The organism is Thioalkalivibrio sp. ALE25, from assembly GCF_000377285.1.
In the GTDB taxonomy this organism is placed as follows: Bacteria; Pseudomonadota; Gammaproteobacteria; order Ectothiorhodospirales; family Ectothiorhodospiraceae; genus Thioalkalivibrio.
The window spans coordinates 80,647-107,247 of sequence record NZ_KB897926.1 but is presented as its reverse complement, the minus strand read 5'-3'; the positions used below and the strand labels follow the sequence as shown (position 1 = coordinate 107,247).

27 protein-coding genes (1 of these 27 only partly in view) are annotated in these 26,601 nt (G+C 68.3%); 19 read left to right on the top strand and 8 right to left on the bottom strand.

Annotated features, from left to right (window positions below; all coding sequences use genetic code 11):
- Window positions 1–3: 3 nt before the first annotated feature.
- From lpdA to C996_RS0102165, 11 genes are all read left to right on the top strand, one after another.
- Entirely contained in the window at window positions 4–1,788 is a 1,785-nt protein-coding gene (gene lpdA, locus C996_RS0102215) for a dihydrolipoyl dehydrogenase (RefSeq protein ID WP_018865840.1), read from the top strand.
- A gap of 6 nt (window positions 1,789–1,794) precedes the next feature.
- Window positions 1,795–2,766 carry an OmpA family protein gene (locus tag C996_RS0102210; RefSeq protein WP_018865839.1) on the top strand — a complete coding sequence of 324 codons (972 nt, stop codon included), beginning with the start codon at window positions 1,795–1,797 and terminating at the stop codon, window positions 2,764–2,766.
- Between the two features lie 57 nt (window positions 2,767–2,823).
- Window positions 2,824–4,047 carry an argininosuccinate synthase gene (locus C996_RS0102205; RefSeq protein ID WP_018865838.1) on the top strand — a complete coding sequence of 408 codons (1,224 nt, stop codon included), beginning with the start codon at window positions 2,824–2,826 and terminating at the stop codon, window positions 4,045–4,047.
- Window positions 4,048–4,165: 118 nt separating this feature from the next.
- Window positions 4,166–6,082 (top strand): diguanylate cyclase, encoded by a 1,917-nt coding sequence (locus C996_RS0102200; protein ID WP_018865837.1) that lies wholly within the window; start codon window positions 4,166–4,168, stop codon window positions 6,080–6,082.
- Between the two features lie 92 nt (window positions 6,083–6,174).
- Entirely contained in the window at window positions 6,175–6,963 is a 789-nt protein-coding gene (locus tag C996_RS0102195) for a VacJ family lipoprotein (protein WP_018865836.1), read from the top strand.
- Complete coding sequence (locus C996_RS0102190) at window positions 6,960–7,484, top strand: hypothetical protein (RefSeq protein WP_026279165.1); 525 nt, start codon at window positions 6,960–6,962, stop codon at window positions 7,482–7,484. The genes C996_RS0102195 and C996_RS0102190 overlap by 4 nt, the downstream gene beginning before the upstream one ends.
- Complete coding sequence (gene mpl / locus C996_RS0102185) at window positions 7,481–8,869, top strand: UDP-N-acetylmuramate:L-alanyl-gamma-D-glutamyl-meso-diaminopimelate ligase (RefSeq protein ID WP_018865834.1); 1,389 nt, start codon at window positions 7,481–7,483, stop codon at window positions 8,867–8,869. The genes C996_RS0102190 and mpl overlap by 4 nt, the downstream gene beginning before the upstream one ends.
- Window positions 8,866–9,501 (top strand): flavin prenyltransferase UbiX, encoded by a 636-nt coding sequence (locus C996_RS0102180; RefSeq protein WP_018865833.1) that lies wholly within the window; start codon window positions 8,866–8,868, stop codon window positions 9,499–9,501. Before mpl ends, C996_RS0102180 begins: the two co-directional genes overlap by 4 nt.
- Window positions 9,498–10,100 carry an LON peptidase substrate-binding domain-containing protein gene (locus C996_RS0102175; RefSeq protein ID WP_018865832.1) on the top strand — a complete coding sequence of 201 codons (603 nt, stop codon included), beginning with the start codon at window positions 9,498–9,500 and terminating at the stop codon, window positions 10,098–10,100. Before C996_RS0102180 ends, C996_RS0102175 begins: the two co-directional genes overlap by 4 nt.
- Window positions 10,101–10,157: 57 nt before the next feature.
- On the top strand, window positions 10,158–10,544 hold the full coding sequence (trxA, locus tag C996_RS0102170; protein ID WP_018865831.1) for a thioredoxin: 387 nt from the start codon (window positions 10,158–10,160) through the stop codon (window positions 10,542–10,544).
- A 193-nt stretch (window positions 10,545–10,737) separates the two neighbouring features.
- Window positions 10,738–11,679: an AEC family transporter gene (locus C996_RS0102165; RefSeq protein WP_018865830.1), complete on the top strand. Its 942-nt coding sequence runs from the start codon at window positions 10,738–10,740 to the stop codon at window positions 11,677–11,679.
- Window positions 11,680–12,556: 877 nt separating this feature from the next.
- On the opposite strand, the gene C996_RS0102160 is transcribed toward C996_RS0102165, so the two are convergent.
- The 4 genes from C996_RS0102160 to thiD form a co-directional block, all read right to left on the bottom strand.
- Window positions 12,557–13,375 carry a sulfite exporter TauE/SafE family protein gene (locus C996_RS0102160; protein WP_018865829.1) on the bottom strand — a complete coding sequence of 273 codons (819 nt, stop codon included), beginning with the start codon at window positions 13,373–13,375 and terminating at the stop codon, window positions 12,557–12,559.
- Between the two features lie 91 nt (window positions 13,376–13,466).
- Window positions 13,467–14,744, bottom strand: a complete 1,278-nt coding sequence (hemL, locus tag C996_RS0102155) for a glutamate-1-semialdehyde 2,1-aminomutase (RefSeq protein ID WP_018865828.1) — start codon at window positions 14,742–14,744, stop codon at window positions 13,467–13,469.
- A gap of 81 nt (window positions 14,745–14,825) precedes the next feature.
- The gene (thiE, locus tag C996_RS0102150; RefSeq protein ID WP_018865827.1) at window positions 14,826–15,470 is read right to left on the bottom strand and encodes a thiamine phosphate synthase; all 645 of its coding nucleotides are present in this window, start codon (window positions 15,468–15,470) and stop codon (window positions 14,826–14,828) included.
- The gene (gene thiD / locus C996_RS0102145) at window positions 15,460–16,248 is read right to left on the bottom strand and encodes a bifunctional hydroxymethylpyrimidine kinase/phosphomethylpyrimidine kinase (protein WP_018865826.1); all 789 of its coding nucleotides are present in this window, start codon (window positions 16,246–16,248) and stop codon (window positions 15,460–15,462) included. Before thiD ends, thiE begins: the two co-directional genes overlap by 11 nt.
- An 83-nt stretch (window positions 16,249–16,331) precedes the next feature.
- Here thiD and C996_RS0102140 point away from each other — a divergent pair, with 83 nt between their 5' ends.
- A complete protein-coding gene (locus C996_RS0102140; RefSeq protein ID WP_018865825.1) occupies window positions 16,332–16,778 on the top strand; it encodes a hypothetical protein in 447 nt (148 codons plus the stop codon).
- Window positions 16,779–17,071: 293 nt separating this feature from the next.
- Here the strand turns inward: C996_RS0102140 and C996_RS0102130 are convergent, their stop codons facing one another.
- Entirely contained in the window at window positions 17,072–17,749 is a 678-nt protein-coding gene (locus C996_RS0102130) for an HAD family phosphatase (RefSeq protein ID WP_018865823.1), read from the bottom strand.
- 164 nt (window positions 17,750–17,913) lie between these two features.
- Between C996_RS0102130 and C996_RS0102125 the strand changes: the two genes are divergently transcribed.
- The gene (locus C996_RS0102125) at window positions 17,914–18,474 is read left to right on the top strand and encodes an RNA pyrophosphohydrolase (protein WP_018865822.1); all 561 of its coding nucleotides are present in this window, start codon (window positions 17,914–17,916) and stop codon (window positions 18,472–18,474) included.
- 20 nt (window positions 18,475–18,494) lie between these two features.
- Complete coding sequence (gene ptsP / locus C996_RS0102120; RefSeq protein WP_018865821.1) at window positions 18,495–20,762, top strand: phosphoenolpyruvate--protein phosphotransferase; 2,268 nt, start codon at window positions 18,495–18,497, stop codon at window positions 20,760–20,762.
- A 46-nt stretch (window positions 20,763–20,808) separates the two neighbouring features.
- Here the strand turns inward: ptsP and C996_RS0102115 are convergent, their stop codons facing one another.
- Window positions 20,809–21,324, bottom strand: a complete 516-nt coding sequence (locus C996_RS0102115) for a CopD family protein (protein ID WP_018865820.1) — start codon at window positions 21,322–21,324, stop codon at window positions 20,809–20,811.
- Window positions 21,325–21,354: 30 nt separating this feature from the next.
- Entirely contained in the window at window positions 21,355–21,870 is a 516-nt protein-coding gene (locus C996_RS0102110; protein WP_018865819.1) for a peroxiredoxin, read from the bottom strand.
- 95 nt (window positions 21,871–21,965) lie between these two features.
- Here C996_RS0102110 and argC point away from each other — a divergent pair, with 95 nt between their 5' ends.
- Genes argC through erpA form a run of 4 tightly spaced genes read left to right on the top strand, consistent with a single transcriptional unit; the run spans window position 21,966 to window position 24,668 of the window.
- Entirely contained in the window at window positions 21,966–23,021 is a 1,056-nt protein-coding gene (argC, locus tag C996_RS0102105; RefSeq protein WP_018865818.1) for an N-acetyl-gamma-glutamyl-phosphate reductase, read from the top strand.
- 28 nt (window positions 23,022–23,049) lie between these two features.
- Entirely contained in the window at window positions 23,050–23,805 is a 756-nt protein-coding gene (locus C996_RS0102100) for a DUF6776 family protein (RefSeq protein ID WP_018865817.1), read from the top strand.
- On the top strand, window positions 23,802–24,236 hold the full coding sequence (locus C996_RS0102095) for a polymer-forming cytoskeletal protein (protein ID WP_018865816.1): 435 nt from the start codon (window positions 23,802–23,804) through the stop codon (window positions 24,234–24,236). The genes C996_RS0102100 and C996_RS0102095 overlap by 4 nt, the downstream gene beginning before the upstream one ends.
- Window positions 24,237–24,293: 57 nt before the next feature.
- The gene (gene erpA, locus C996_RS0102090; RefSeq protein WP_018865815.1) at window positions 24,294–24,668 is read left to right on the top strand and encodes an iron-sulfur cluster insertion protein ErpA; all 375 of its coding nucleotides are present in this window, start codon (window positions 24,294–24,296) and stop codon (window positions 24,666–24,668) included.
- A 56-nt stretch (window positions 24,669–24,724) separates the two neighbouring features.
- On the opposite strand, the gene C996_RS0102085 is transcribed toward erpA, so the two are convergent.
- The gene (locus C996_RS0102085) at window positions 24,725–25,873 is read right to left on the bottom strand and encodes an anhydro-N-acetylmuramic acid kinase (RefSeq protein WP_018865814.1); all 1,149 of its coding nucleotides are present in this window, start codon (window positions 25,871–25,873) and stop codon (window positions 24,725–24,727) included.
- A 131-nt stretch (window positions 25,874–26,004) separates the two neighbouring features.
- Here C996_RS0102085 and tyrS point away from each other — a divergent pair, with 131 nt between their 5' ends.
- A protein-coding gene (tyrS, locus tag C996_RS0102080) for a tyrosine--tRNA ligase (protein WP_018865813.1) crosses the window boundary here: on the top strand, window positions 26,005–26,601 show its 5' portion. 618 nt of this gene lie beyond the right edge of the window; only the first 597 of its 1,215 coding nucleotides appear in the window; the start codon lies at window positions 26,005–26,007; its stop codon lies off the right edge, out of view.

Here is a 26,601-nt window from a genome sequence, read left to right as displayed (position 1 = left end):
TGGATGAGCCAGACCAAGACCATCGAGGTCCCGGATATCGGGGATTTCAAGGACGTCGAGATCATCGAGGTCCTGGTACAGCCGGGCAGCGAGATTGCGCCGGAGGATCCGCTGATCACGCTGGAGTCCGACAAGGCGACCATCGACGTTCCCGCCCCCGAGGCCGGCACCGTGAAGAAGCTGCACGTGAAGGTCGGCGACAAGGTCTCCCAGGGCAGCAAGCTCCTCGATCTTGAGGCCAGCGGCGAGGCCGCGGGCGGAAGCGATGACGCCCCCGTGTCCGGCGGCGACAAGACCGAGTCCGACAAAGCGGAATCCGGCGCCGCGAGCGAGCCGCAGAAGGCCGCGCCCAAGGCGGCCGCCGACCCGAATACCGACAGCCAGTGCCAGGTGCTGGTGCTGGGCTCCGGCCCCGGCGGCTACACCGCCGCCTTCCGTGCGGCGGACCTGGGGCTGGACGTGGTGATGGTCGAGCGCTACCCGCAGATCGGTGGGGTCTGCCTGAACGTTGGCTGCATCCCGTCCAAGGCGCTGCTGCATGCCGGCGAGGTGCTGCACGAGGCCGAGCGCTTCGCCGCGCTGGGCATCAAGTTCGGCGAGCCGGAGATCGACCTCGACGGACTGCGTGGCTACAAGGGCAACGCGGTCAAGAAGCTGACCGGCGGGCTCAAGCAGCTGTGCAAGCAGCGCAAGGTGCGCGTGGTGCAGGGTGTCGGCGAGTTTGTCGGCGCCAACAGCATCGCGGTTGAGGGCGATGACGGTCGCGAGGTGATCGGTTTCGAGCACGCGATCATCGCGGTCGGTTCACAGGCGATCAAGCTGCCCGGCTTCCCCTGGGACGACGAGCGGGTGATGGACTCCACCGACGCCCTGGATCTCGCGGAGATCCCCGAGCGCATGCTGGTGGTCGGCGGCGGCATCATTGGTCTGGAGATGGCCTGCGTGTACGAGGCGCTGGGCAGCAAGGTGACTGTGGTCGAGCTGTCCGACACCCTGATGCCGGGGGCGGATCGCGACATCGTGCGTCCGTTCGAGAAGCGCGCGAAGAAGCGTTTCGAGAACATCTTCCTCAAGAGCAAGGTGACCGAGGCCAAGGCCACCAAGGCCGGCATCGTCTGCCAGTTCGAGGGCGAGGCCAAGGGCCTGCCGGAAGAGGATACCTTCGACCGCGTGCTGGTCGCCGTGGGGCGCAGCCCGAACGGTGCGAAGATCAAGGCCGAGGCGGCGGGCGTGCAGGTAACCGACCGCGGCTTTATCGAGGTCGACAGCCAGCAGCGCACCAATGTCGAGCACATCTTCGCCATCGGTGACGTGGTCGGCCAGCCGATGCTGGCGCACAAGGCCACCCACGAGGGCAAGGTGGCGGCCGAGGTGATCGCCGGGCACAAGGTGCACTTCGACGCGCGCGCGATCCCGTCGGTGGCCTATACCCATCCGGAGGTCGCCTGGATGGGCGTGACCGAGGAACAGGCGAAGGCCGACGGCATCGAATACACCAAGGGCGTGTTCCCCTGGGCCGCCTCCGGTCGCGCGATCGCGCTGGGCGCCGAGGACGGCATGACCAAGCTGCTGTTCGACGCCGAGGGTCGGGTGATCGGTGCCGGCCTGGTTGGGCCCTCCGCCGGCGATCTGATCGGCGAGGCGATGCTGGCGCTGGAGATGGGGGCGGAGATGGAAGATATCGGCCTGACCGTGCATCCGCACCCGACCCTCAGCGAGACGGTGGCCTTCGCCGCCGAGGTCGCGCACGGCTCGATCACCGATATCCTGCCGCCGAAGAAGCGCTAGACCTTCATGGCCGGCCCGAGCCAGTGGCTGCGTCGTGCACTCCCCATCCTGGCGCTGGGTGTCGGCGTGGCGACGGCCGGCGCCGAACCCTACAGCGATCCGCTGGAGCGCAGTGACTGGCAACTCGTCGAGGACGATGCCACCTGTCGTATCGAGCAGACCGTGCGCCACGGAGGGGTGCTGCGTCTCGATCAGCGCCCCGGGCTGGTGACCGCGGCCTTCTGGCAGGCCCCGTATGCGATGCCGGAGGATGCCGCGCCGCGTCTGCGCACGGGTGCTCCGGAATGGCTGCGGCCGGCTACACATGCCCCGCTGGATCTGCGTCTGCAGGCCCGGGGAGCCCGGCTGTTCCGGGTCCCTCAGGGCATGGTCCAGCCCCTGAAGGCACGCTTGCTGGCGGGGCACGACGTCCGTATCGATTTTCCCGATGGTGACGGGTCGGTCCACTTCCGCGGCATCCGGTTTGCCCTGCGCGCACAGGACTTTCGCGCCTGCCGCGCGGGGCAGGCCGACCCGGCCGCCGCCCCCGAAATGGCTGCGTTGGATCGCTGGCGCGTCTACTTCGAGACCGCCAGTGATCGTCTGGATGCCGAGGCACGCGCGGAGCTGGAGGCGGCCGCGCGGACCCTGACGGCGGAAGAGAATCCCCGGGTTCGGGTCGTGGGCTGGACCGATGCCACGGGGCCGCTGGCGTTCAACCGTCGCCTTAGCCGCAGCCGGGCCGAGGCCGTGCGGGACGCCCTGGTGGAAGCGGGTGTGCCGGCCCGGGGAATCGAGATCGAAGCGGCCGGTGTGGATCCGGTCGCCGAAGGTGCCCGCCCGGCGTCGCGGCGCAGCGATATCTGGTGGCTGGATCGAGATCGCGCGCCCCAGGAGCCGGGCCAGGGCCTGGAGGGGCCCTCGGCGGAGGCGGCCCCAGCAGCGCTCGAACGCCCGGTATCCGCGCCGTCGGCGCCCTCCGGTACCCCGGCGTGGTAGTGACGCCGTTCACCAAAACGACTATATCTTCACGTTAAGACAAGGATTGGCATTTTTATGAGCTCCTCGATCAATCGCGTCGTCCTCGCCTATTCCGGCGGTCTGGATACCTCGGTCATCCTCAAGTGGCTGGAAGAGACCTATGGCTGCGAGGTGATCACCTTCACCGCCGACCTGGGCCAGGGCGAGGAGGTCGAGCCGGCCCGCGCCAAGGCCGAGGCCCTGGGGGTCAAGCAGATCTACATCGAGGACCTGCGCGAGACCTTCGTGCGCGACTACGTGTTCCCGATGTTCCGCGCGAACACCATCTACGAGGGCGAGTACCTGCTGGGCACCTCGATTGCGCGGCCGCTGATCGCGCGGCGGATGGTGGAGATCGCCGAGGAGACCGGCGCCGACGCCATCGCCCACGGCGCCACCGGCAAGGGCAACGACCAGGTGCGCTTCGAGCTCGGGGCCTATGCGCTGAAGCCGGGCATCCAGGTGATCGCCCCCTGGCGCGAGTGGGACCTGAATTCCCGCGAGCGCCTGATGGCCTACGCCGAGCAGCACAGTATCCCGGTGGACTATGCCAAGAAGGGCACCAAGTCGCCGTATTCGATGGATGCCAACCTGCTGCACATCTCCTACGAGGGCGGGCCGCTGGAAGACCCGTGGACCGAGGCCGAGGAGGACATGTGGCGCTGGTCGGTCTCCCCGGAGGCGGCGCCGGATGCATCCGAGACGCTGACCATCGGCTTCGAGAAGGGCGACCCGGTCTCGATCAATGGCGAGCGCCTGAGTGCGGCGGAACTGCTCGCGAAGCTGAACGAGCGTGGCGGGGCCCACGGTGTTGGCCGTCTGGATATTGTCGAGAATCGCTATGTCGGCATGAAGTCGCGTGGCTGCTACGAGACCCCGGGCGGCACCATCCTGCTCAAGGCGCGCCGTGCGCTGGAGTCGATCACCCTGGACCGCGAGGCCGCGCACCTGAAGGACGAGCTGATGCCGCGCTACGCCAGCCTGATCTACAACGGCTACTGGTGGAGCCCCGAGCGGCGCATGCTGCAGGCCGCGATCGACGACACCCAGGGCGTGGTCAACGGCGAGGTGCGCCTGCGCCTGTACAAGGGCAACGTGATCGTCGCCGGCCGCCGCTCCGAGGACACCCTGTTCGACGACGCGATCGCCACCTTCGAGGACGATGCCGGCGCCTACGATCAGAAGGACGCCGAGGGCTTTATCCGCCTGAACGCACTGCGCCTGCGCATCGCCGCCAGCCGCAATCGGAAGCCCACATGAGATGACGGACCGCGACCACCAGCCTTCGCGGTCCCGATGTACCCTGGCAGGGCGCACCGGCGTGGCGTGGGGGCTGGGAGGGGCGGGTCTGCTGCTTCTTGTGCTGCTCGGGTGGTGGATGCCCGGTGCGCTGCCGGCCGCGGGAGCGGGCGACGCCGACGCCCCCGCCGAACAGCGGCTGGTGCTGGGGATCCTCGCGCACCGCGGGGACGAGGTCGCGCGCAGCCGCTGGACCCCGTTCGCCGAGTACCTGTCGGAGCAGGTGGACGGCGCGTCCTTCGAACTTGAACCCGTGGACAACGATGGGCTGCAGGCGGCGGTAGCGGAAGGTCGCTTTGACCTGGTTCTGACCAACAGCGGCTCCTACGTGATGCTGGAGCAGCAGCACGGCATCTCCCGCATCGCTACCATGCAGCCGCGCCAGGTCGGCCGTGACGAGGATCGTTTCGGCGCGGTGGTGATCACGCGGGCCGATCGTGAGGACCTGGTAGAGCTGGACGACCTGCGGGGGCAGCGACTGTCGGCCGTGCACCCCGATGCCTTCGGGGGCTGGTGGATGACCTGGCGCGAGCTGCAGGCGGCCGGTCTGGATGTCGAAAGCGACCTGGCGGCGCTGGTGTTCACCGGCTTCCCGGTCGGTCGCGGGCTCGACTGGGTGCTGCAGGGCGAGGTCGATGCCGCGACCTTTCGCACCGGCATCCTGGAAGATCTCGCAGCCCGCGGGGATCCGCGGGTGGACCAGGTCCGTGTGGTCGGCGAACGCGCCTTTCCCTCGTTTACCTACCGCGCCAGCACTCGGCTGTATCCCGAGTGGCCGCTGGCCATGCGCGGTGACCTGGACGCCGGGCTCGCCCACGCGATCCTGCTGGCGAGCCTCTCGCTGGACGAGGGGCACCCGGCCAGTCGGGCGGCCGGTATCGGGGGCTGGGCCGCGCCGCGTTCCTACGAGGACGTGCACGGCCTGATGTACGAACTAGGGGTGGGTCTGTACGCCCCGCAGCCGTTTGATGTCCTGGCCTGGCTGCGCGGCCATCTCCTGTGGCTGGTGTCGGTGCTGGCGGCGGTTGCGCTGCTGGCACTGCTGTATGTGTCCCGGGTCCATGCCCGGGTGCGGCGCTCCGGGCACAACCTGGAACGCAGCATGGACGCGATCCCCGATGCGGTGATCACCCTCGATGCGCATGGTGGCATCTCCTACGTGAACCCGGCGGCCCGGGATCTGGCCGGACTGACCCGCGATCAGGTCCTGGGCTGCTCGCTGGACCAGCTCCTCGACCTGCGCGAGCTCGGGACGGGCCGCCCGCTGTTACCGGACAATGCCCGGGGCGAACGGCTCGACCAGGCCCTGGGAGAACGCTCGGATGCGCGCCTGGTCCGGCGCGACGGGCATGAACTGATCGTGCGCATCGCCCGCACGGCCCTGGATCCGGTCGCCGGCAGTTCGGTCCGTACCTTGCTGGTGCTGACGGACGTGTCCGAGGAGCGCCGGCTGGTCGACCGCCTGGTGCACGAGGCCAGCCACGATGGCCTGACCGGCCTGCTGAACCGGCGCGCCTTCGAGCGTGAACTGGAGATCGCGATGCACGCGGCCCGCGAGAATCGCGCGGTGGCCAGCCTGTTGCTGGTGGACCTCGACTACTTCAAGGAGGTCAACGACCGTCATGGACACCGCGTGGGCGACGACCTGCTGCGTCAGGTGGCCCATGTCCTGCGCCAGTTGACCCGCGGCCATGATGCCGTGGCCCGGATCGGGGGTGACGAATTTGCGATCATTGCCCGTGACACCAACGCCGAGTATGGGCGTATTCTTGGTCAGCGCATCTGTTCGGCCCTCGGCGACCGGCCGTTGCAGGTCGAAGCACGTGACGTCACCATTGGCGCATCGGTGGGCGTAGTCGAGCTGGGGCCCGATATCCCCGGCGTGGACGAGGCGTTCGTCGCCGCCGACCGGGCCTGCTACCACGCCAAGGACCAGGGTCGCGGCCAGGTCGGGCTCGCGCGCAAGGCGGATATCCATCCGATTGCCGGATCCTGAGGGCGATCCGGTCCCGGCCTGCGCGGAACGGCTTCGTGCCGGCGCGGTCCCTGCGACACCGGTGCGGCGCCGGTTCGAAAGAAAGGAATTACATGTCCATTGTCTCCCGCTTGCGACTGGGCCTGCTGGCCCTGATGCTTCTTGGCCTGACCGGCTGCGCCACGGTGCCCAGCGAGGACCGTCACCCGGATGATCCCTGGGAGTCCTACAACCGCGCCGTGTTCGAGTTCAACCAGGACTTCGACGAGTCCCTGCTGCGGCCCGCGGCGGTACAGTACCGGCGTCTTCCGCAACCGGTACAGACCGGGGTTGGCAACTTCTTTTCCAATCTCAACGACTTCACGGTCCTGTTCAACAACCTGTTGCAGGGCAACCTGGAGAATGCCGCGTCGGACACTGGGCGCATCATGTTCAACACGACCTTCGGGCTGTTCGGACTGATCGACGTGGCGTCGCCAATGGGGCTGGACAAGAACAACGAGGACTTCGGCCAGACTCTGGGCGCCTGGGGCGTGGCCCGTGGCCCCTACCTGCAACTGCCCTTCCTCGGACCGAGCACGGCGCGGGATGCCCCGGCGCGGCTGGTGGATGGCTACACCAGCCCGCTCTATCACACTAACCTGCGCGACGATCACACGGGGTGGTGGATCGGCCTGATCGCGCTGGACGTGGTCGACATGCGCGCCGGTCTGATCTCCACCGAGCGCATGCTGGCGCAGTTGTCCGATGACCCCTATATCGCGATGCGCCAGGGCTACCTGCAGCGCCGCGACTTCCTGGTGCGCGGCGGTATGGGCGATGAGGAGGCCGATGCGATGCTGGACGAGCTGGAAGAGCTCGAGGCGCTGGAGGCCATGGAGGCCGAGGAGCAGGGGCGTTGAACGGTCTGACTCCGATGCTGAACATCCTGCGCCTGCACAGCGGACCGCAGGACCTGCCGGCGGATAACGGCACCCTGATCTTCTGGGTCGGCATCGCGCTGATCGCCGGGATGGTGATCGGCATCCCGCTGTACGGCTTCGGCCAGGCGCTGGCGCTGAACGTGATGGACCTGGTGGTCCTGTACGCCTTTGTCGTCATCGTGCTCAGTCTGCGCGGGGTGCCGGACCGCTGGCGCCAGACCTTCACCGCCATGGCAGGCACGGGCGCGGTGCTGGGGCTGTTGATGGCGCTGCTGATGCTGCTGGCAGGCGGCCCCGATCCGGCGCGCGAACCCGAGGACGTGGCCACCGGCGTCGTGCTCGGGATGCTGGTGCTCTTCGCCTGGCTGCTGCTGGTGTTCGGCCACATCCTGCAGCAGGCGCTCGGGCTGGGCATGCGACTGGTGGGTATGCTCATTGCGCTGGGCTACATCGTGATCTCCAGTGTGCTCACCCAGACCGCGATCGGGCTGTTCCAGTGAGCGCCGGGCACCTGCACATCCTGGGCATCGGCGGGACCTTCATGGGCGGGCTGGCCCAGCTCGCCCGGGCCCGTGGCTACACCGTCACCGGCTCCGACCAGAAGCTGTATCCGCCCATGAGTGACCAGCTGGCGCAGGCGGGGATCACCTGGCACGAGGGCCATGATCCGGACACGCTGCCCGACCGCGGCCCGGTGGTGGTCGGCAATGTGATGCGGCGGGGCATGCCCGTGGTCGAGGCGCTGCTGGAGCGCGGGCTGGACTATACCTCGGGGCCGCAGTGGCTGGCCGAGCACCTGCTGCGCGACCGCTGGGTGCTGGCGGTGGCCGGTACCCACGGCAAGACGACCACCGCCAGCCTGCTGGCCTGGATTCTGGAATACGCCGGCATGGCCCCGGGTTTCCTGATCGGCGGGGTGCCGGGCAATTTCGGGGTCAGCGCGCGCCCGGGGGATGCGCCGTTCTTCGTGATCGAGGCGGACGAATACGACAGCGCCTTCTTCGACAAGCGAGCCAAGTTCGTCCACTACCGCCCGCGGACCCTGGTGCTGAACAATCTCGAATTCGATCACGCCGACATCTATCCGGATCTGGCCGCGATCGAGCGGCAGTTCCATCATCTGGTGCGCACCGTGCCGGGCCAGGGGCGCATCCTGCTGCCGGCCGGCGATGCCGCGCTGGAACGGGTGCTGGAGATGGGCTGCTGGACCCCGGTGGAGTACCTGAGCACCCATCCCGATTCGGGGGTGTCCGCCGCGCTGGCCGCGCGCCCGCTGAAGGCCGATGCCTCGGAGTTCGAGGTGCTGGCGGATGGCGCCGTGATCGGGCGGGTCGCCTGGTCCATGAGCGGCCGGCACAACCTGGCCAATGCCCTGGCCGCCCTGGGCGCGGCGCGCCATGCCGGTGTGCCCCTGGCCGCCGGGATTGAAGCGCTTCCGGAGTTTCGGGGGGTGCGGCGGCGCCAGGAAGTCCGCGCCGAGATCGACGGCATCCGGGTGATCGACGACTTCGCCCATCACCCCACCGCGATCCGCCTGACCCTTGAGGGGCTGCGCGGACAGGTGGCCCCGGGTGGGCGCCTGGTGGCGATCCTCGAGCCGCGCTCCAATACCATGCGCATGGGGGTGCACGCGGAGGCCCTGGGCACCGCGCTGGAAAAGGCGGATGCGGTGCACCTGTACCATGCCCCGGAGATCGACTGGTCCACCGAGGGGCTGCAGCGGCAACTCGGCGAGCGGCTGTCCGTGGCGCGCGATATCGAGTCCCTGCTGCAGGGGATTCTTGCCACGGCGCGCGCCGGCGATACGCTGGTCATCATGAGCAACGGAGGCTTCGACGGGCTGCACCTGCGCCTGATCGAAGCCCTGCAGGGAACGCCCGCATGAGTGAACGCCCGCGCAGCATCTCTCTGGCCCTGACCGGTGCCTCCGGGGCCCCCTATGGCCTGCGCCTGCTGCAGTGTCTGGTGGAGTCCGGGGTTCAGGTGCATCTGATGCTGTCGAAGCCGGCCCAGGTCGTCCTCGGTCTGGAGACGGACCTGGACGTGCCGGGCCGTCCGGTGGAGATCGCGCGCTACTTCACCGAACTCTACGGCGCGGCCCCGGACCAGATCCACTGCTACGGGGCCGAGCAGTGGACCGCACCGGTGGCCAGCGGCTCCGCCGTCCCGGAGGCGATGGTGGTCTGCCCCTGTACTACGGCGACCGTATCGGCGATCGCGACCGGGGCCTCGCGCGGCCTGATCGAGCGCGCCGCCGACGTGGTCCTCAAGGAGCGGCGCCGGCTGCTGCTGGTGGTGCGCGAGACCCCGTTCTCCGAGATCCATCTGGAAAACATGCTGCGTCTGGCGCGCATGGGCGCGGTGGTGATGCCGGCCAACCCGGCCTTCTATCACCGCCCCCAGTCCATCGACGACCTGATCGACTTCATGGTGGCCCGTGTGCTGGATCATCTTGCTGTCGAACATGCCCTGGTGCCGCGCTGGGGTGCGGCAACGCCGCCGGGAGAGGATGCATGACCACGCTGCCGCTGTTTCCGCTGAACACGGTGCTGTTCCCCGAGGGGTTGCTGCCGCTGCGCATCTTCGAGACCCGCTATCTCGACATGGTGCGCCGCTGCCTGCGCGACGATGGCCGCTTCGTGATCGTCGCGACGGAGCCCGCCCCGGAATCCGGGGCGCTCCCGGCCGAGACCGATCCCTCCGCGGGTTTCTACGGCGTAGGGACAGAGGCGGCCATCGTGGACTGGGATCAGCGGCCGGATGGCCTGCTGGGCATCCTGGTGAAGGGCGAGGGTCGCCGCGTGATCCACAACCCCCGCCGCGCCGACGACGGCCTGTGGCTGGGCGAGGTGGAGTCGCTGCCGGAATACCCCGAGGTGAGCCTCCCGGTCGATTATGCCTCGCTGGCGGACCTGCTGGAGCGCCTGCTGGACCAGCTGGGGACACCCTGGTCCCACCTGGAACGGCGCTTTGACGACTCGACCTGGGTGGCCGCCCGCCTGACCGAGCTGCTGCCGATCGATCTCGAGATCAAGCAGCAGTTGCTGGAGGCCGACGACCCCATCGAACGCCTGGAGCGGCTGCGAGCGGCCATGCTCGCAGCGTCGAAATCCTGAAACCCGGCGGCGGGGCTGTTAAGGTTTCGGATCAAATTCTTAACCGGAGCCTCTTCCATGGCCGTTCAGGAACTCACGCAGGACAATTTCGAATCCACCATCACCGGGAATGACATCGTCATCCTGGACTTCTGGGCCCCGTGGTGCGGCCCGTGCCAGCAGTTCGCCCCGACCTTCGAAGAGGCCTCCGGCAAGCATTCCGATGTGGTCTTCGCCAAGGTGAACACCGACGAGGAGCAGGGCATCGCCGGCGCCTTCCAGATCCGTTCCATCCCGACCCTGATGATCTTCCGCGAGCAGATCATCGTGTTCTCGCAGCCGGGCGTGCTCTCCGCCGGCCAGCTGGACGAGGTTCTGGGCAAGGTCCGCGAGCTGGACATGGAACAGGTGCGCGCCGACGTCGAGCGCCAGCAGCAGGAACAGCAGCAGGCCGGCGGCGCGTAAACCGCCCCGGACGACTGTCTCCAGCGGGCCCTGGCCCGCAGGACCGAACCCGGCCGGGTGCCCGCCCCGCCGGGTTTTTTCGTGTGGGGCGTGTGCCGGCGCCGTAGAATGGGCGCTGACCGCCCCGACCCCGCCTCCAGGCGCGAAAGGATGCCTTCACCATGCCCTCCTCTCCCCAGGATGCCGGCCCGTCATGCTGAGCGTGATGACCCAGATGGGGGCGCTGATCGTCGCCGGCGTGGTATGGCGCGCACTGCAGCCCGGCGGCCTGGACGCCGACAACACCCGCCGGGTCCTGACCACCCTGGTGTACTACCTGCTGCTGCCGGCGCTGGTCCTGCAGGTGCTGTGGGTCGCGCCGCTGGGCCTCGACTCCCTGCGGATCGCGCTGGTGGCGGGCCTTACGGTCCTGGCGATGGTCGGGGTCACGTTGCTGGCCTGCCGCGTGTGCATGGCCGAACGGGCTGCCATTGGCGCGATGCTGCTGGCGGCGGCCTGGCCCAACGCGACCTATCTGGGCCTGCCGGTACTCGACAGCCTGTTTGGCGACCCTGGGCGCGCGGTGGCGATCCAGTACGACCTGTTCGCCTGTCTTCCGCTGGTACTGACCCTGGGGGTGCTGCTGGCGCGGCGCTACGGGGATCCCGAGGCCGTGCGCCTGTACGGGGGCGGCAGCCCGCTCCGGGCCCTGGCGGCGGTGCCGTCCATCTGGGCGGCGGTGGTCGGCGTGGTGCTGAATCTTGCCGGTGTCCCGCTGGTCGACTGGCTGGATGTCTTTCTCGGGTTTCTGGCCGACAGTGTGGCGCCCTTGATGCTGTTCTCGCTGGGGCTGGCGCTGGTGTTCAACCGCTTTCGCGGGCACGATGCCCGGCCGCTGGCGGTGGTGGCCGTGGTCCAGCTGGTCCTGGCTCCCGTCTCTGCCCTCGGGCTGGTGTTGTGGACGGGGCTCGAGGGGGTGCCCGGTGTCGGGTCGGTACTGGAGGCGGCGATGCCGGCGATGGTGCTGGGGCTGGTGTTCTGTGATCGGTTCCGGCTGGATACCGGGCTCTATGCGGCGGCGGTGACGCTGACGACGGCGCTGTCGCTGATCACCCTGCCGCTGTGGTTTGCTCTCGCCACCCATCTTATCGCCTGACTTTGGGGCTTCCCCCGCCGTCTGGCTGTGGCTGGTCCTGGTTCGGCATCCAGTGTTTACGGTGGCTTCGGTCCACATACTGCCGAGCGCTGACTCGCCAGCGCGCCCCGAGTGACTTCTTTGCTCGTGCAAAGAAGTCACCAAGAAACACGCCCGACTGCCGCGACCCCGGCCCGCTGCGCGGGCCGGGGTTTCCCTCGCTCCGAGGATTTTCGCGGGCGGCGCTGAACTCGCTACGCCTTCGGCTCCGCTCAGACATCCAGCGCCTTTTTCCCCGCGAAAACCCTCTCCACTCGGCGCGACGACAACGGGGGGCTTAAGGTCAAGACAACGGCCGTCCCGATGGTCTTGCCAGTGGATTAAGGCTAGGTCTTCCGACATCCTGGGCACGCTCGGCCCTCGGCCGTTGCGTGCCGCGCCCGCGAGCGGGCGCCGGGGGGCTGTCGGACGGCTAGGCCGTTGTTGTGCCGTGGGGTCGGAGTGCCTTCTGTCTTGACCTTCCTCCCCCGTATGGAGCCCCTTGCGGAGGGTTCTCGGGCCGGGAGAAGGCGCTGGATGTCTGAGCGAAGCGCAGCGTAGCGAGTTCAGCGCCGCCGGCCCGAGGACCCTGGAGCAAGGTTCCCGGGCGAAATCCGGGTGCCCTTCTTTGGGTCCTTTATTGGGCAAGAAAGAAAGGACCTCGGGGCGCGCTGGCGAGTCAGCGCCGGGCAGTATGTGGACCGGAGCCACCGTAAACACCCGATGCTAAACCAGGGCCAGCCACCATCAGGCAGGCGGTGGACCGAAGGCGCCGTAAACACCGAATGGCGAAACAGTCGCTGCCACCGCCATGGCGCAACCGGCCGTTCACGCACAGGGGAGCGCTGACCCGTGGGGGCTAGCGCAGGAGCATCAGGATGCCGGCGAGGATCAGCACGCCGGCGAAGCCGCGGCGGAGGATGGCCACCGGGAGGTGGTGGGTCAGCCAGACGCCTGCGCGTACGCTGATGGCGGTCCCGATCACCACGCCGAGGATGGCCGGCAGATAGAGATAGCCCAGTGCCCACTCGGGCGCCTGGTAGGTTGGATCGGTCCACTGCGGCAGGGCGAACACCAGGCTCGCGCCGATGGAGATCGGCACGCCGAGGGCTGCGGCCGAGCCGATCGCCCGGCGCAGTTCCAGCCCCTGGCTGACCAGGAACGGCGTGGTCAGCGTGCCGCCGCCGATGCCGATCAGCGAGGAGACGGCCCCGATCACGGTGCCGCCGCCCAGCCAGACGCTGCGCCTCGGCACGGGCGCCTTCGGCGGCTGAACGTTCAGCAGCATCCAGATCCCGATCGCGACCTCGAAGGCACCGAAGATGCGCCCCAGGTGGTCGGAGTCGATGCGCGTTGCCAGCCAGGCCCCGAGCAGGGCCCCGACGATGATCCCCGGCAGCAGGCGCCGCACGGCCGTGCCGTCTACTCCGCCGCGGCGGTGGTGGGCGCGGGCGGAGAGGATCGCGGTGTGGATGATCGCGCCCAGCGAGGAGCCGACCGCGAGCTGCACCAGGCTGGCCGAGTCGAAGGCCAACAGGCTGAAGATGGCGACAAATACCGGCACCAGGATCAGCCCGCCGCCGATGCCGAACATCCCGGCCGGGATACCGGCGACCAGCCCCAGAAGCACAAATAGCAGCCCCAGCGCCAACGGTGACTGGATGAGCGTGTCGATCATTCGTGCGTGGTGCCGGGTCGTGAGTCAGGACACAGTGGGCCGGCAAGCCGCTGGGGTTGCCGGCCCACTGTTCAGGGGGGAGAAAGCGCGCTCAGAGCGCCTTGAAGCACTTGCGGGCGGCCTCGATGGTGGCGTCGAGGTCCGCGTCCGAGTGGGCGTTGGACATGAAGCCGGCCTCGAAGGCACTGGGGGCCAGGTAGATGCCCTCGCCCAGCATCGCGTGGAAGAAGCGGCCGAAGGCGGCGGTGTCGCAGGCGGTGGCCCCGGCGAAGTCGGTGACCTTCTGGTCCGAGAAAAACAGGCCGAACATGCCCGGCACCTGGTTGGTGGTCAGGGCGACCCCGGCCTCGCGCGCGGCGTCCTCGAAGCCCGCGACGACCTTCTTCGTGCGCTGCTCCAGTTCGTCGTGGAAGCCCGGACGGGACAGGATCTCCAGGGTCTTGAGCCCGGCGGTCATCGCGATCGGGTTCCCGGACAGGGTGCCGGCCTGGTAGACCGGGCCCAGCGGCGAGAGGTGTTCCATGATCGCGCGCTTGCCGCCGAAGGCCCCCACCGGCATGCCGCCGCCGATGATCTTGCCCAGCGTGGTCAGGTCCGGGGTGACGCCAAGATAGCCCTGTGCACAGTTCTTCGAGACGCGGAAGCCGGTCATCACCTCGTCGAAGATCAGCACCGCCCCGTGCTGGTCGCAGACCTCGCGCAGGGCTTCCAGGAAGCCCGGTTCCGGCGGGATGCAGTTCATGTTGCCCGCAATCGGCTCGACGATGATGCAGGCGACCTCGTCGCCCTTCTCGGCAAAGAAGGCGCGCACGCCGTCGGCGTCGTTATAGGTGAGGGTGCTGGTCAGGGCGGCCAGCTCCTTCGGCACGCCGGGGGAGCTCGGCTGGCCGAGGGTCAGGGCGCCGGAGCCGGCCTTCACCAGCAGCGAGTCGCCATGGCCGTGGTAGTTGCCCTCGAACTTCACGATGCGGTCGCGCCCGGTGTAGCCGCGCGCCAGCCGGATCGCGCTCATCGTGGCCTCGGAGCCCGAGTTGGTCATGCGTACCAGGTCCATCGACGGCACCAGTTCGCAGACCTTCGCGGCCATGTCGTTCTCCAGCCGGGTCGGGCAGCCGAAGGACAGGCCGTTGTTGCAGGCCTCGCGCACCGCCTCGATCACCTCGGGGTGGGCGTGGCCGGCGACCATCGGGCCCCAGGAGCCGATGTAGTCGATATAGCGCTGGCCGTCGGCGTCCCACATGTAGGCGCCGTTGGCGCGGTCCATGAAGATCGGGGTGCCGCCCACGCCCTTGAACGCGCGGACCGGGGAGTTCACGCCCCCGGGGATGTGCTGCTTGGCGGCCTCGAACAGACGCTCGGTTTCCTGCATGACGGTGTCCTGTATTTCGTTGAGTTCGGAATTCGGTAGGCCCGGCAACCATAGCGACGGCCGCGGGCGCGTGCAAAGTGGTCAGTCGAACAGTGTGCTGATGCGCCGGGCGGCGGCCTCCGGGTCAGGCGCGGCGCTGATGCCCTGGATCACGGCGACCAGATCCGCCCCGGCCGCGACCACCTCGCCCGCGTTGTCCGGGGTGATGCCGCCGATGCCGCAGATCGGCAGGTCCAGGGCCGCGCGCGCCTGGCGGATCAGCTCCGGCCCGGCGAAGGCGGCCTCTGGCTTGGTCGGGGAGGCGAACATGGTGCCGAAGGCGACATAGCTCGCACCGGCCCGGGCGGCAGCTTCGGCGCGCGCCAGTTCGTTGTAGCAGGAGACCCCGATGATCGCGTTTGGTCCCAGAAGCGCGCGGGCCGCGGTCGGGTCCGGATCGTCGCGGCCCAGATGCACGCCGTCGGCCTGGGTGCGCGCGGCCAGCTTGGTGTCGTCGTTGATGATGCAGCGCGCACCGTGCGTGTGAGCGAGGGCGACCAGCTCGCGGGCGATCGCCTCGCGCGCGTCGCCCGCGAGCTGCTTGTCGCGGAACTGGATCAGGCTGGCGCCGCCGCGCAGTGCGGCCGCGGCACGGGCGAGGTGGGTCGCGCGCGGGTCCGCGCTCTCCGGTACCGCGGGGGTGATGAAGTAAAGCCCGCGCAGGGGCGCTCGGCTGTCAGTCGTCATGCGGGCACAGGCGGTTGGGGATGTGCTGGTCGTGACCGGGGGCGTAGCCGCGGGCGATGGCATCGTTCATGAAGGCCTGGGCCTCGATTACGGCTGGCTCGATATCGCGGCCACGGGCGAGGAAGGCGGCGATCGCCGCGGCCAGGGTGCAGCCGGAGCCGTGGAAGCCGGCCGGGTGGCGTGGCAGCTCGAACGGGCGCACGTGGTCGTCCTCGCGGTAGAGGCGGTTGATGATCGGGTCCTGTTCGGTGCCCTCGTGCCCGCCGGTGACCAGCACGTTGCGCGCGCCCAGCTGGCGCAGCTGGTGGCCCCACTGCGCGGGGTCCTCGCTGCGGGCCAGGCGGGCGGCTTCGGGGCCGTTCGGGGTGATCAGCGTGGCCCGCGGCAGCAGGGCCTCGCGCGTGGCGTCGACGACCGCCTCGGTCGCCAGCGCGCCGCCGCCGCCGGCGACCATTACCGGGTCCAGTACTACCGGGATATGCGGGTGCGCGCCCAGCAGTGCGGAGACGACGGTGACATTCTCCACCGAGCCGAGCATGCCGATCTTGATCGCCGCGACCTCGAGATCCGCGAGGGTGACCTCGATCTGGGCGCGCAGCTGCTCCGGCGGGAGCACGGTGAAATCCACCACGTTGCGGGTGTCCTGCACGGTGATCGCGGTCACCGCCGTGGCCCCGTGTACGCCGAGGCGGGTGAAGGTGGTCAGGTCGGCCTGCAGACCCGCACCGCCGCCGGGGTCGGAGCCGGCAATGCTCAGCGCGATCGGAGGATGATTCATGAAGGGGGGCTCCCGTGCTAAGGTTGCGCGCGCCCCGGCACCCCCGGGGCGTTCTTGTTACGAATCCCGGGAGTGTACGCAGCATGAGCCACGAGTTCGAAGTCGAGTCCATCCGTCCCCTGGTCGCCGCCGCCAAGGCCGGCGGTACGCTGAATGCGGAGGTCGACCAGGCCCTGGTCGCGCTGGAGCAGGAGATCAACCGGATCGCCGCCGAGCTGCAGGTGGAGCACGTGGGTCCCGGGGTGGGCATGGCGGACATGAATGCCGAGCATGTCTATCGCCTGGTGATCCGCCAGCACGAGATCGACGTGACGCGGCACGAGTGGAGCCTGTGGGTCTGCGATGCGCTGGATAACTGCGACTTCCGCGCGACCTGGCCGGTCACCGGCGCCGGGCGTCTGCGCCGCAAGCAGGTGACAGCCGTGGTGCCGGAGCTGGTGACGGGCTACCGCGATGCGGTCGTGGCCGCCGGCAAGGGGGATACCCCGGCTGGCCAGCGCCTGGCGCAGATCGCGGCGGTCTTTGAGTAACGCAGATCGCTCTGCGCGCCAGGCGGCGTCAGCACTGTAAAGGTCAAGGGCGGTTGCACCACGAAGCGCACGAAGGCTCGAAGAAAATCCTTTTGTTGCAAGCCTTGCTGGCGCCGAATGGCTTGGTTCCAGCCTACGGGTCATCCTGAACAATCATCCCGAACCCCCCCCTGTCTTTCTCCGTGATCTCTGTGCCCTCCGTGGTGAAAACGCCCTTGACCTTGCCTTTCTTCGTGCCTTCGTGGGCTTCGTGGTGCAATCAACTCACCCGAGCCAGTGGCTCGGGTGTCGCCTTAAGCCGTGGTGTCGCGCAGCGAGATGACCGGCCAGCCCTTGTTGCGGGCATGTTCCGCGAGGGTGGGGTCCGGATCCACGGCCACCGGGCGGCCGACCTGCTCCAGTAGGGGGATGTCGTTGCGTGAGTCGCTGTAGAAGCTGGCCTGCGTGATGGTGCCCTCGGGGTCCGGGTGATCGGCGAGGTGCTGGCGCAGGCGCTCGATCTTGCCCTCCTGAAAGCAGGGCACGCCGGTCAGTTCGCCGGTGAACTCCCCGTCTTCGCGTTCCTCCGCCAGGGTGGCGATCAGGTGGTCCACGCCGAGGAGGTCGGCAATCGGCTGGGTCACGAACTGGTTGGTCGCGGTGATGATGACCAGCTCGTCTCCGGCCTCGCGGTGCTTGTCCAGCAGACGCTGGGCGCCGGGGGCGATCATCGGCCGGATCAGCGTCTCGAGGAACTGCTCGCGCCATTGTTCCAGCTGCGCGCGCGGGTGCTCGGCCAGCGGGCTGAACGCGAAGCGGCAGAACTCGTGGATATCGAGCACGCCCGCGACATACTCCTGGTAGAAGCGGTCATTGGTCTCGGCGTGGCAGGTCGGGTGCACGGCGCCTACCTCGGCCAGGAACTGGTTCCAGGCGTGATCGCTGTCGCCGGCAAGAAGGGTGTTGTCGAGGTCGAACAGGGCCAGGGCCATGAGGTGATTCTCGGGTTGGCATGAGTCGGGCGAAAGTGTACCGGCGGGCGTGGCAGCCTGCAGCCTCGCATCCCCCGTCGGGCCGGCACCGGAGGCCGGGTAGGGGCTTTGCCGCCAGGGCGCCGGCTGTGGAACAATGCCAGTAATAGAAAAGCGTCTGGCTGATGCAAGTGATTGATTGTGACGGGTATCGCGCAAACGTAGGCATCATCCTGTGCAACGCGGAAAGACAGCTGTTCTGGGGCAAGCGGGTCGGTCAGGAGGCCTGGCAATTCCCCCAGGGGGGCGTGCACGCGGAAGAAACGCCGGAAGAGGCGATGTACCGCGAGTTGCGCGAGGAGACCGGCCTGTTCCCCCGGCACGTCGAGGTGCTGGGCGCTACCCGCCATTGGCTGCGCTATCGCCTGCCGGAGCGCATGGTCCGGCGTCATCAGCGCCCGGTCTGTATCGGCCAGAAGCAGCGCTGGTTCCTGTTGCGCATGGTCGGAGACGAGAACGACGTGGTGCTGGATGCGATGGAAACCCCGGAATTCGATGACTGGCGCTGGATCGACTACTGGCGCCCGGCGCGCGAGGTCGTGCACTTCAAGCGCCAGGTCTACCGCCGGGCGCTGTGCGAACTGGTGCCGCTGATGTTCCCCGAGCTGGATCAGGGGCGCGCCCGCGGTTCCGATAGCCGCACCCCGGAACCCTCGCTGAACCGCCCGTCGGTGTCCTCGCGTTGACGGTCCCGAAGCAGCCCTCGATGCTCGAGGTCCTGCGCCGCGTGGTGCAGGAGGTCAATGGTGCGGCCGATTTCTTCGAAGCACTGCACATCATCGTCACGCGGGTGAAGGCGGCGCTGGAGATCGATGTCTGCTCGATTTACCTGAAGTCGCCACAGTCCGGGCGCCTGGTGCTGATGGCCTCGGAAGGTCTGCGTTCGGAATCGGTGGGGCAGGTCGAGATGGACCCGTCGGAAGGCCTGGTCGGTCTGGTCGCCTCGCGCGCCGAGCCGGTCAACCTCGACAGCGCCCAGGATCACCCGCGCTTTCGCTACTTCCCGGAGACCGGCGAGGAGCACTTCCTCGCGTTCCTGGGCGTGCCGATCATCCATCAGCGCAGCCTGCTGGGCGTGCTGGTGGTGCAACAGCACCAGGCGCGCAAGTTCGATGACGAACACGTCTCCTTCCTGATCACCCTGGCCGCGCAGCTGGCCGGGGCGATCGCCTACGCCGAGTTCAACGACGAGATATCCTCCGAGACCCCGCTGATCGGTCATGTGAACGTCGAGGCCACCGGCATCGCCGGCTCGCCCGGCGTAGCCATCGGGCGCGCCGTGGTGGCCTACCGGCTGGCCGATCTCGATTCCATCCCGGATCGCGAGAGTGCCGGGGTGGACGGCGAGCTGGAGCACTTCAAGCAGGCGGTCGCGGAGACGCGCACCGAGATCGAGGACCTGAAGCAGCGTATGGGCGAGGCCCTGGGGCCGGACGAGCAGGTGCTGTTCGATGCCTACCTGATGCTGCTGGGGTCCGACTCGCTGGTGCACAAGACCGAGGCGCGCATCCGCAACGGCCAGTGGGCGCCCGCCGCGCTGCGCGACACGGTGCGCGAGAGCGTGCGGGTGTTCGAGGACATGGAGGACCCGTACCTGCGTGAGCGCGCGGCCGACGTGCGTGACCTCGGTCGGCGCGTGCTGTCGCACCTGCTGCCGGCGGATCGCAGCCAGGACGAGTTTCCCGAGGGCGGCATCCTGGTCGGGGACGACCTGACCGCGTCGCACCTGGCGGAGGTGCCGATCGAGCGGCTGGGGGCGATGGTCTCGGCCAAGGGGACCGGTTCCTCGCATATCGCGATCCTCGCGCGCGCGCTGAACATCCCGGCGGTCATGGGGGTGTCCGAGCTCCCGGTGGGCCGCCTGGAGGGGCGCGAGATCCTGGTCGACGGCTATCGCGGCCGGCTGTTCGTGAACCCCAACGCCGAGTTGCGCGCGGAGTTCGAGCGCCTGGTGCGCGAGGAGCGCGAGCTGGCGGAGGACCTGCGTGCGCTGGCCAAGGACGCGGCCGAGACCCGGGACGGGGTCGCCGTGCCGGTGCTGGCGAATTCCGGGCTGCTGGCGGATATCAAGCCGTCGCTGGAATCCGGGGCCGAGGGGGTGGGGCTGTACCGCACCGAGGTCCCGTTCATGATCCGCGACCGCTTCCCCGGCGAGGAGGAGCAGGTCCAGCTGTACGAGCAGGTGCTCGCCTCCTTCGATCCCATGCCGGTGACCCTGCGGACCCTGGATATCGGCGGCGACAAGGCCCTGCCGTACTTCCCGGTCAAGGAGGACAACCCGTTCCTCGGCTGGCGCGGCATCCGCATCTCGCTGGACCACCCGGAGATCTTCCTGACCCAGCTGCGGGCGATGCTCAAGGCGAGCCGGTCACACGACAACCTGCAGATCCTGTTCCCGATGATCTCGGCGCTGGATGAACTGAAGGGTTCGATGAGCCTGCTCAACCGGGCGCGTGAGGAACTCCTGGACGAGGGCTTCCGCATCCCGATGCCGCGGATCGGCGTCATGGTGGAGGTGCCGGCGGCGGTCTACATGTCGGAGATGCTCGCCCGGCGGGTGGATTTTCTTTCGGTGGGCACCAATGACCTGGTCCAGTACCTGCTGGCGGTGGATCGCAACAACGCCCGCGTGGCGCACCTCTACGACACCCTGCACCCGGCCTGTATCCACGCGCTGGAGACGATCACCGAGGGCTCCCACCGGGCCGGCAAGCCGGTCAGCGTGTGCGGGGAGATGGCGGCCGACCCGGCCGCAGTGATCCTGCTGCTGGGGATGGGGATCGACAGCCTGAGCGTCAGCGTTTCCTCGATCCCGCGGGTGAAATGGGTGATCCGCAGCTTCTCCACCGACCGCGCCGAGGCGCTGCTGGCGCAATGCCGGCTGCTGGAGAACGCCGACCAGATCCGCTCGCTGCTCAATAACGCCCTGGTCCAGGCGGGGTTGGGCGGCCTGGTGCGCGCCGGCAAGACCTGACGCCGGGAGTCCGTGTTCCGGCGCCCGCGGTTGTCCGGGGGGCCCGCTATCCGTTGCGGCTGGTCCGCCACAGCGCGATCAGCGCGCTCAGCAGGAAGATCCCGAGCACCACCCCGATGGCGATCAGGGCGTCGGGGATCGAGCGGTTGATCACCAACACCACCGCGCCCACCAGGATGGGGACCGGCACCTCGTTGAACCAGCGATACCAGGTGTGATCGCGACGGTTCAGGTCGTCGCGGAAGTCGCGCACGATCTTGCCGCACCAGACGTGATAGGCGACCAGGATCGCGATCAGGGTCAGCTTGAAGTGCATCCACGGCTCGGCCAGGTAGAACGAGCGATCCACCAGCATGGCCACGCCGAAGGCAATGGTGATCAGGGCGCCGGGGGTCATGATCCCGTAGAACAGCTTGCGCTCCATGATCTTGAAGCGCTCGTGGCCCAGGGCGTCCTCGGTCATCGCGTGATAGACGAACAGGCGGGGCAGATAGAACAGCCCGGCGAACCAGGTGACCATGAAGATCACGTGCAGGCTTAGGAACCAGTTGTACGCTTGCATGGAGGTCCTTCTCGTCGGGCGGTGCCGGGCTTACGAGAGCCAGCGTTCCAGGTGGCGTTCGATCTGTTCGAAGTCCGGGTCGCCCAGCTTCTGATAGACGATGCGGCCATTCGGCGAGATCAGGAAGGTGGTCGGCGTAAGGCGTACGCCGCCGTAGGCCTGGGAAAAGGCATCGTCGCTGTCGTGGATGACCTTGTAGGGCATCCCGCGATCCTCGCGCATGGCCTCCACGCGGTTGATCGGGTCGTAGGACAGCGCGACCGCGAGCAGCTCGAATCCCTTGTCCGCGTAGGTCTCGTGCAGGTGGATCAGTTCCGGGATCTCGCGAATGCAGGAGGGACAGTTGGTGGCCCAGAACGAGATCATCACCGGCCGTCCCTCGTAGTCCTCCAGCGACACCTGTTCGCCATCCAGTGTGGTGGCGGCGAAGGCGGGCGCCGGGCGCATGCCGTCGTCGGTCAGCCAGATGGTCGCGGCAATGGCGACCAGCGCGATGATGAAGATGCCTCCGAAGATGGCCTTGCGGTCGATCCTGACTTTGCTCATGAGGTGTGATCCGTTGATCGAATAGCCTGCAAATGTGGACTGGCAGGGCGGGCGTGCGTTCCGTGGCCCCGGCCAAGGCGGTATCATGCCGCAGCATGACGAATGCAACCAACAGCAAACCCATCCGCATCGGGGTTGTCGGTGCCACCGGCTATACCGGTGTGGAATTGCTGCGCCTGCTGGCGCGGCACCCGGCGGCCGATCTGCAGGTGGTGACCTCGCGGGGCGAGGCGGGCACGCCCGTGGCCGAACTGTTCCCGAGCCTGCGTGGCGCGGTCGACGCGGTGTTTCAGGCGCCGGACGAGGCGACCCTGGGCGAGTGCGACGTGGTCTTTTTCGCGACCCCGCACGGGGTGGCCCACGCGCTGGCCGCGCCCCTGCTGGAGCGGGGCACGCGCATCATCGATCTGTCGGCGGATTTCCGCATCCGCGATCCCGATCTGTGGGCGCAGTGGTACGGGCAGGCCCATGGCGCGCCCGAGTATCTGGGCGAGGCCGTGTACGGCCTGCCGGAGCTGAACCGGGCGCTCATCCGCGATGCCCGCCTGATTGCGGTGCCGGGCTGTTATCCGACGGCCGTGACGCTTGCGGTGCTGCCCCTGCTGGAGGCCGGCCTGATCGATCCGGCGGACGTGATCGCGGATGCCAAGAGCGGTGTCAGCGGGGCTGGGCGCAAGGCGCAGATCGGCGGGTTGTTCGCCGAGGTGCAGGAGGACTTTCGTGCCTACGCCAGCGGCGGGCACCGGCATTGGCCGGAGATCCATCAGACGCTGAGCGGGGTGGCCGGGCAGTCCGTGGGGCTGATCTTCCAGCCGCATCTGGTGCCCATGACGCGCGGGATTCACGCGACCCTCTATCTGCGCCCGCTGGCGGCGGATGCGGACTGGCAGGTCTGTTTCGAGCAGCGCTACCGCGACGAGCCGTTTGTCGACGTGCTGTCGCCCGGGGCCCATCCGCAGACCTCCAGTGTGCGCGGCACCAATGTCTGTCGGGTGGCGCTGGCGCAGCCGCCGCATTCCGGTCGACTGATGGTGCTTTCGGTGATCGACAACCTGGTGAAGGGCGCGGCCGGGCAGGCCGTGCAGAACATGAACCTGATGTTTGGCCAGCCGGAAACCGCAGGCCTGGACGCGCTGCCGGTCTTCCCCTGATGCCGGGTCTGGCCGCATGAGTATTCCGGTGCCGCGTCTGCCCCGGCGGCCGCGGATCCCGGCTCGGCGGCGGGCGTCCGGACGGCGCCGCGGAACGTGGTGGGCCGGCCTGCTGACAATCGCGCTGGTCCTGGCTGCGGTTGCCGGGGGACTGGGCTGGCTGGCCAGCGAGCGACACGACGGGACGGCGGGTGTGGAACCGCAGGCAGGGATCGACGCCCTGCGGGCGGACCTGGAGCGGGAGGTCGCCGCGCGCCAGAGCGCCGAGGAGGCGCTGCGCCGCGCCGAGCAGCACCTGGCAATCAAGGAGGCCGAGCTGGCGGCCTATGCCGGTGACATCGAGCGCCAGGAGAAAGAACTGCAGACGTTGCGCGACGAACTGGCGTTTTATCAGCGTCTCGCGGAAGGCTCGGGCGAGGACGGTCTGGGCATCCGGGCCCTCCGGTTGCAGCCGACCGGGCAGTCCGGTGTGTTCGATGTCAGCTTTCAGCTTTACCGTCCGGGGCTGGGCCGCTCGGTGGATCTGCGCTGGTCGCTGGAGGTGGACGGCCTCGCGGCGGACGCGGAAGAGCCGAGCACCCTGGATGCCGAGGCGCTGGGGCTGGATTCCGGGCGTACGCTGGAAGAGCTGCGGTTGCTGCGGCATCAGCGCGTCCGGATCCGGCTGCCGGAGGGCTTCGAGCCGCGACACCTGACGCTGCGCGCGAGCGCCGAAGATGACGAGGAACTGGATCCGGTTTCCGAACGGGCCGACTGGGATCGCCTGCTGGAGGGCATGCAATGATGGGACGCAAGAAGGGCCGCCGGGCGGGCAAGGTGGACACGCTGGTTGGGCGCAATACGGTGATCCATGGCGATGTCGAGTTCGGGGGCGGGTTGCACATCGAGGGTCGCGTGATCGGCGATATCCGGGCCACCACCGATCCGGCCGCCGTTCTGGTGGTGGCGGACGGGGGCGTGATCGAGGGCCATATCGCGGTCCCGCACCTGCTGATGAACGGAGAGGTGCAGGGCGATGTCCATGTAGGCGAGCATGTGGAACTCGGCGAGACGGCCCGTCTGGTGGGCAATCTCTACTACACCATGCTGCAGATGGCGGAAGGCGCGCAGATCGACGGCCTGCTCAAGCGGGTGGATCACCCGCTCCAGGGTGAACTGGAGGGGCCTGGCGAGACCCAGGCCCTGACCAATCCCACGGAAGGTGGGCATTCTTGACTCTGGGGCTCAGTCTTCCGTAGCGTGAATGAAAATGATTATTACAGGAGGCCCCGAATGTCCGAGCCCATGACGTCCGAAGCGGAGATGGACATCGAAATCCCCAGCCCGCTGATCTTTACCGATGCCGCGGCCACCAAGGTGAAGGGGCTGATCGAGGAAGAGAACAACGACAACCTGAAGCTGCGCGTGTTCGTCAGCGGCGGCGGTTGCTCCGGCTTCCAGTACGGCTTCACCTTTGACGAAACCGTGGGTGATGGCGACACCGTGGTCGAGAATGGCGGGGTGACCCTGCTGATCGATCCGATGAGCTTCCAGTATCTGGCCGGCGCCGAGATCGACTACACCGAGGGCCTGGAGGGCGCGCAGTTCGTCATCCGCAACCCGAACGCCACCACGACCTGCGGCTGCGGCTCCAGCTTCTCGGTCTGAAGCCGACCGCAAGCGACTCAGGCGAAGGCCCGATCCGGTGGATCGGGCCTTTTTTGTTACCGGCCCTGGTCCGCGGGATCGGTGGGGCGGGCGTGGCCGGGGATGATGCAGCCGAGTACCCGCGGCCCACGTGCACCGGTTACCTCGGGAAGGTTGCCGGGCTCCCCCGCAAGGGTGCGGGCCGCCAGCCACGCAAATGCGGCGCCTTCCACCTGTTGCGGAGGGATGCCATGGCGTTCGGTGGACTCCACGCGGGTATCGGGCAGAGCCTGCGCCAGGCGCTGCATCAGGTAGCGGTTGTGCGCGCCGCCGCCACACACCAGCAGGCGGGCGGGCGGCTGCGGATCCAGATGCGTCAGGGCGCGGCGTACGCCTTCCACCGTCAGTTCGGCCAGGGTGGCCTGGAGGTCCTCGGGCCGGAGCTGGTCGAGGCGGTCACCCGCGACATGGCGCAGCCACGCGGGGGAAAAGTACTCGGGTCCCGTGCTCTTGGGCGGGGGGCGCCGGAAGAACGGGTCCTCCAGCAGTCGGGCCAGTAGCTCGGGGTCGGGTGTTCCGCTGCGTGCCCAGTCACCATCCCGGTCGAACGAGGTCGAGTGGTGGCGCCGGTTCCAGTCGTCCATCAGGGTATTGGCGGGTCCGCAGTCGAAGCCGATCACGGGTGCCCCGGGTGGCAGCCAGGTGACGTTGGCGATGCCTCCGAGGTTCAGCACCGCGCGCGTCTCGTCCGGTGCGCCGAACTGCATCGCATGAAAGCCGCAGGCCAGCGGGGCACCCTCGCCCCCGGCGGCGATGTCGCGCGGGCGAAACTGGGCCACGGTGTCGATCCCTGTGGCCTCCGCAATACGGAACGGATCTCCGATCTGCCAGGTGAAGGGCGGTTCGGCGTCCGGGGCGTGGTGAACGGTCTGTCCGTGACTGCCGATCGCGCGAATCCCGCCGGGTGCCAGGCCGGTCTGGTCGAGCAGGGTCTGGACCGCGCGGGCGAACAGCATCCCCAGACGTGCGTCCAGCATCCCGAGGTGCCGGTATTGCAGGGCCTCGCTGGTGGCGGCGGTCGCCAGTTCCAGGGCCAGGTCGTCGGGGTAGTCCAGCTGGCAGTGATCCACGACGGTGACGGCCCCGTCCTCGCGGATCTCGGTGAGGACGGCGTCCACGCCGTCCCGGCTGGTGCCGGACATCAATCCGATAAAGCGTTGTGTCATGCGCGTGTTCCTCAGGCCGTGTTGGACCCATTCTGGACCACGGCCGTGTTTCGCGTCTGTCCGGGCCTCGCGGTATCCTTGCGCGCGTCCGGCCCGCCCGGCCGGTTCTCCGATCTCGAACAAGGGGCGACATGGAACTCGAAGACCAGCTGGCCGTGATTCGTCGCGGCGCCGATGAAATCCTGCTCGAGGACGATCTCGTCGAGCGTCTCAAGACGGGCCGCCCCTTGCGGATCAAGGCGGGATTCGACCCCACCGCCCCGGACCTGCACCTGGGCCATACGGTGCTGATCAACAAGCTGCGCCAGCTGCAGGATCTGGGGCACCATATCCTGTTCCTGATCGGCGATTTCACCGGCCGCATTGGCGATCCCTCGGGCAAGAACGCCACTCGCCCGCCGCTGTCCAGCGAGGATATCGAGCGCAATGCCGCGACCTATCGCGAGCAGGTGTTCCGCATCCTCGATCCCGAGCGTACGGAGGTCGTCTTCAATTCCACCTGGATGGAACCGCTGGGCGCCGCAGGCATGGTCCAGCTTGCCTCGCGCCAGACCGTGGCGCGCATGCTCGAGCGCGACGACTTCCACAAGCGCTACACCGAACACCAGCCGATCGCGATCCACGAGTTCCTGTACCCCCTCATCCAGGGCTACGACTCCGTGGCGTTGAAGGCGGACATGGAGCTCGGGGGGACTGACCAGAAGTTCAATCTCCTGGTGGGCCGCGAA

Bases quoted from the DNA above. Each gene is read 5' to 3' on its own strand.
- lpdA (WP_018865840.1), top strand. From the start codon at position 4: ATGAGCCAGACCAAGACCATCGAGGTCCCGGATATCGGGGATTTCAAG.
- C996_RS0102210 (WP_018865839.1), top strand. From the start codon at position 1,795: ATGGCCGGCCCGAGCCAGTGGCTGCGTCGTGCACTCCCCATCCTGGCG.
- C996_RS0102205 (WP_018865838.1), top strand. From the start codon at position 2,824: ATGAGCTCCTCGATCAATCGCGTCGTCCTCGCCTATTCCGGCGGTCTG.
- C996_RS0102200 (WP_018865837.1), top strand. From the start codon at position 4,166: ATGCCCGGTGCGCTGCCGGCCGCGGGAGCGGGCGACGCCGACGCCCCC.
- C996_RS0102195 (WP_018865836.1), top strand. From the start codon at position 6,175: ATGTCCATTGTCTCCCGCTTGCGACTGGGCCTGCTGGCCCTGATGCTT.
- C996_RS0102180 (WP_018865833.1), top strand. From the start codon at position 8,866: ATGAGTGAACGCCCGCGCAGCATCTCTCTGGCCCTGACCGGTGCCTCC.
- C996_RS0102175 (WP_018865832.1), top strand. From the start codon at position 9,498: ATGACCACGCTGCCGCTGTTTCCGCTGAACACGGTGCTGTTCCCCGAG.
- trxA (WP_018865831.1), top strand. From the start codon at position 10,158: ATGGCCGTTCAGGAACTCACGCAGGACAATTTCGAATCCACCATCACC.
- C996_RS0102165 (WP_018865830.1), top strand. From the start codon at position 10,738: ATGCTGAGCGTGATGACCCAGATGGGGGCGCTGATCGTCGCCGGCGTG.
- C996_RS0102160 (WP_018865829.1), bottom strand. From the start codon at position 13,375: ATGATCGACACGCTCATCCAGTCACCGTTGGCGCTGGGGCTGCTATTT.
- hemL (WP_018865828.1), bottom strand. From the start codon at position 14,744: ATGCAGGAAACCGAGCGTCTGTTCGAGGCCGCCAAGCAGCACATCCCC.
- thiE (WP_018865827.1), bottom strand. From the start codon at position 15,470: ATGACGACTGACAGCCGAGCGCCCCTGCGCGGGCTTTACTTCATCACC.
- thiD (WP_018865826.1), bottom strand. From the start codon at position 16,248: ATGAATCATCCTCCGATCGCGCTGAGCATTGCCGGCTCCGACCCCGGC.
- C996_RS0102140 (WP_018865825.1), top strand. From the start codon at position 16,332: ATGAGCCACGAGTTCGAAGTCGAGTCCATCCGTCCCCTGGTCGCCGCC.
- C996_RS0102130 (WP_018865823.1), bottom strand. From the start codon at position 17,749: ATGGCCCTGGCCCTGTTCGACCTCGACAACACCCTTCTTGCCGGCGAC.
- C996_RS0102125 (WP_018865822.1), top strand. From the start codon at position 17,914: ATGCAAGTGATTGATTGTGACGGGTATCGCGCAAACGTAGGCATCATC.
- ptsP (WP_018865821.1), top strand. From the start codon at position 18,495: ATGCTCGAGGTCCTGCGCCGCGTGGTGCAGGAGGTCAATGGTGCGGCC.
- C996_RS0102115 (WP_018865820.1), bottom strand. From the start codon at position 21,324: ATGCAAGCGTACAACTGGTTCCTAAGCCTGCACGTGATCTTCATGGTC.
- C996_RS0102110 (WP_018865819.1), bottom strand. From the start codon at position 21,870: ATGAGCAAAGTCAGGATCGACCGCAAGGCCATCTTCGGAGGCATCTTC.
- argC (WP_018865818.1), top strand. From the start codon at position 21,966: ATGACGAATGCAACCAACAGCAAACCCATCCGCATCGGGGTTGTCGGT.
- C996_RS0102095 (WP_018865816.1), top strand. From the start codon at position 23,802: ATGATGGGACGCAAGAAGGGCCGCCGGGCGGGCAAGGTGGACACGCTG.
- erpA (WP_018865815.1), top strand. From the start codon at position 24,294: ATGTCCGAGCCCATGACGTCCGAAGCGGAGATGGACATCGAAATCCCC.
- C996_RS0102085 (WP_018865814.1), bottom strand. From the start codon at position 25,873: ATGACACAACGCTTTATCGGATTGATGTCCGGCACCAGCCGGGACGGC.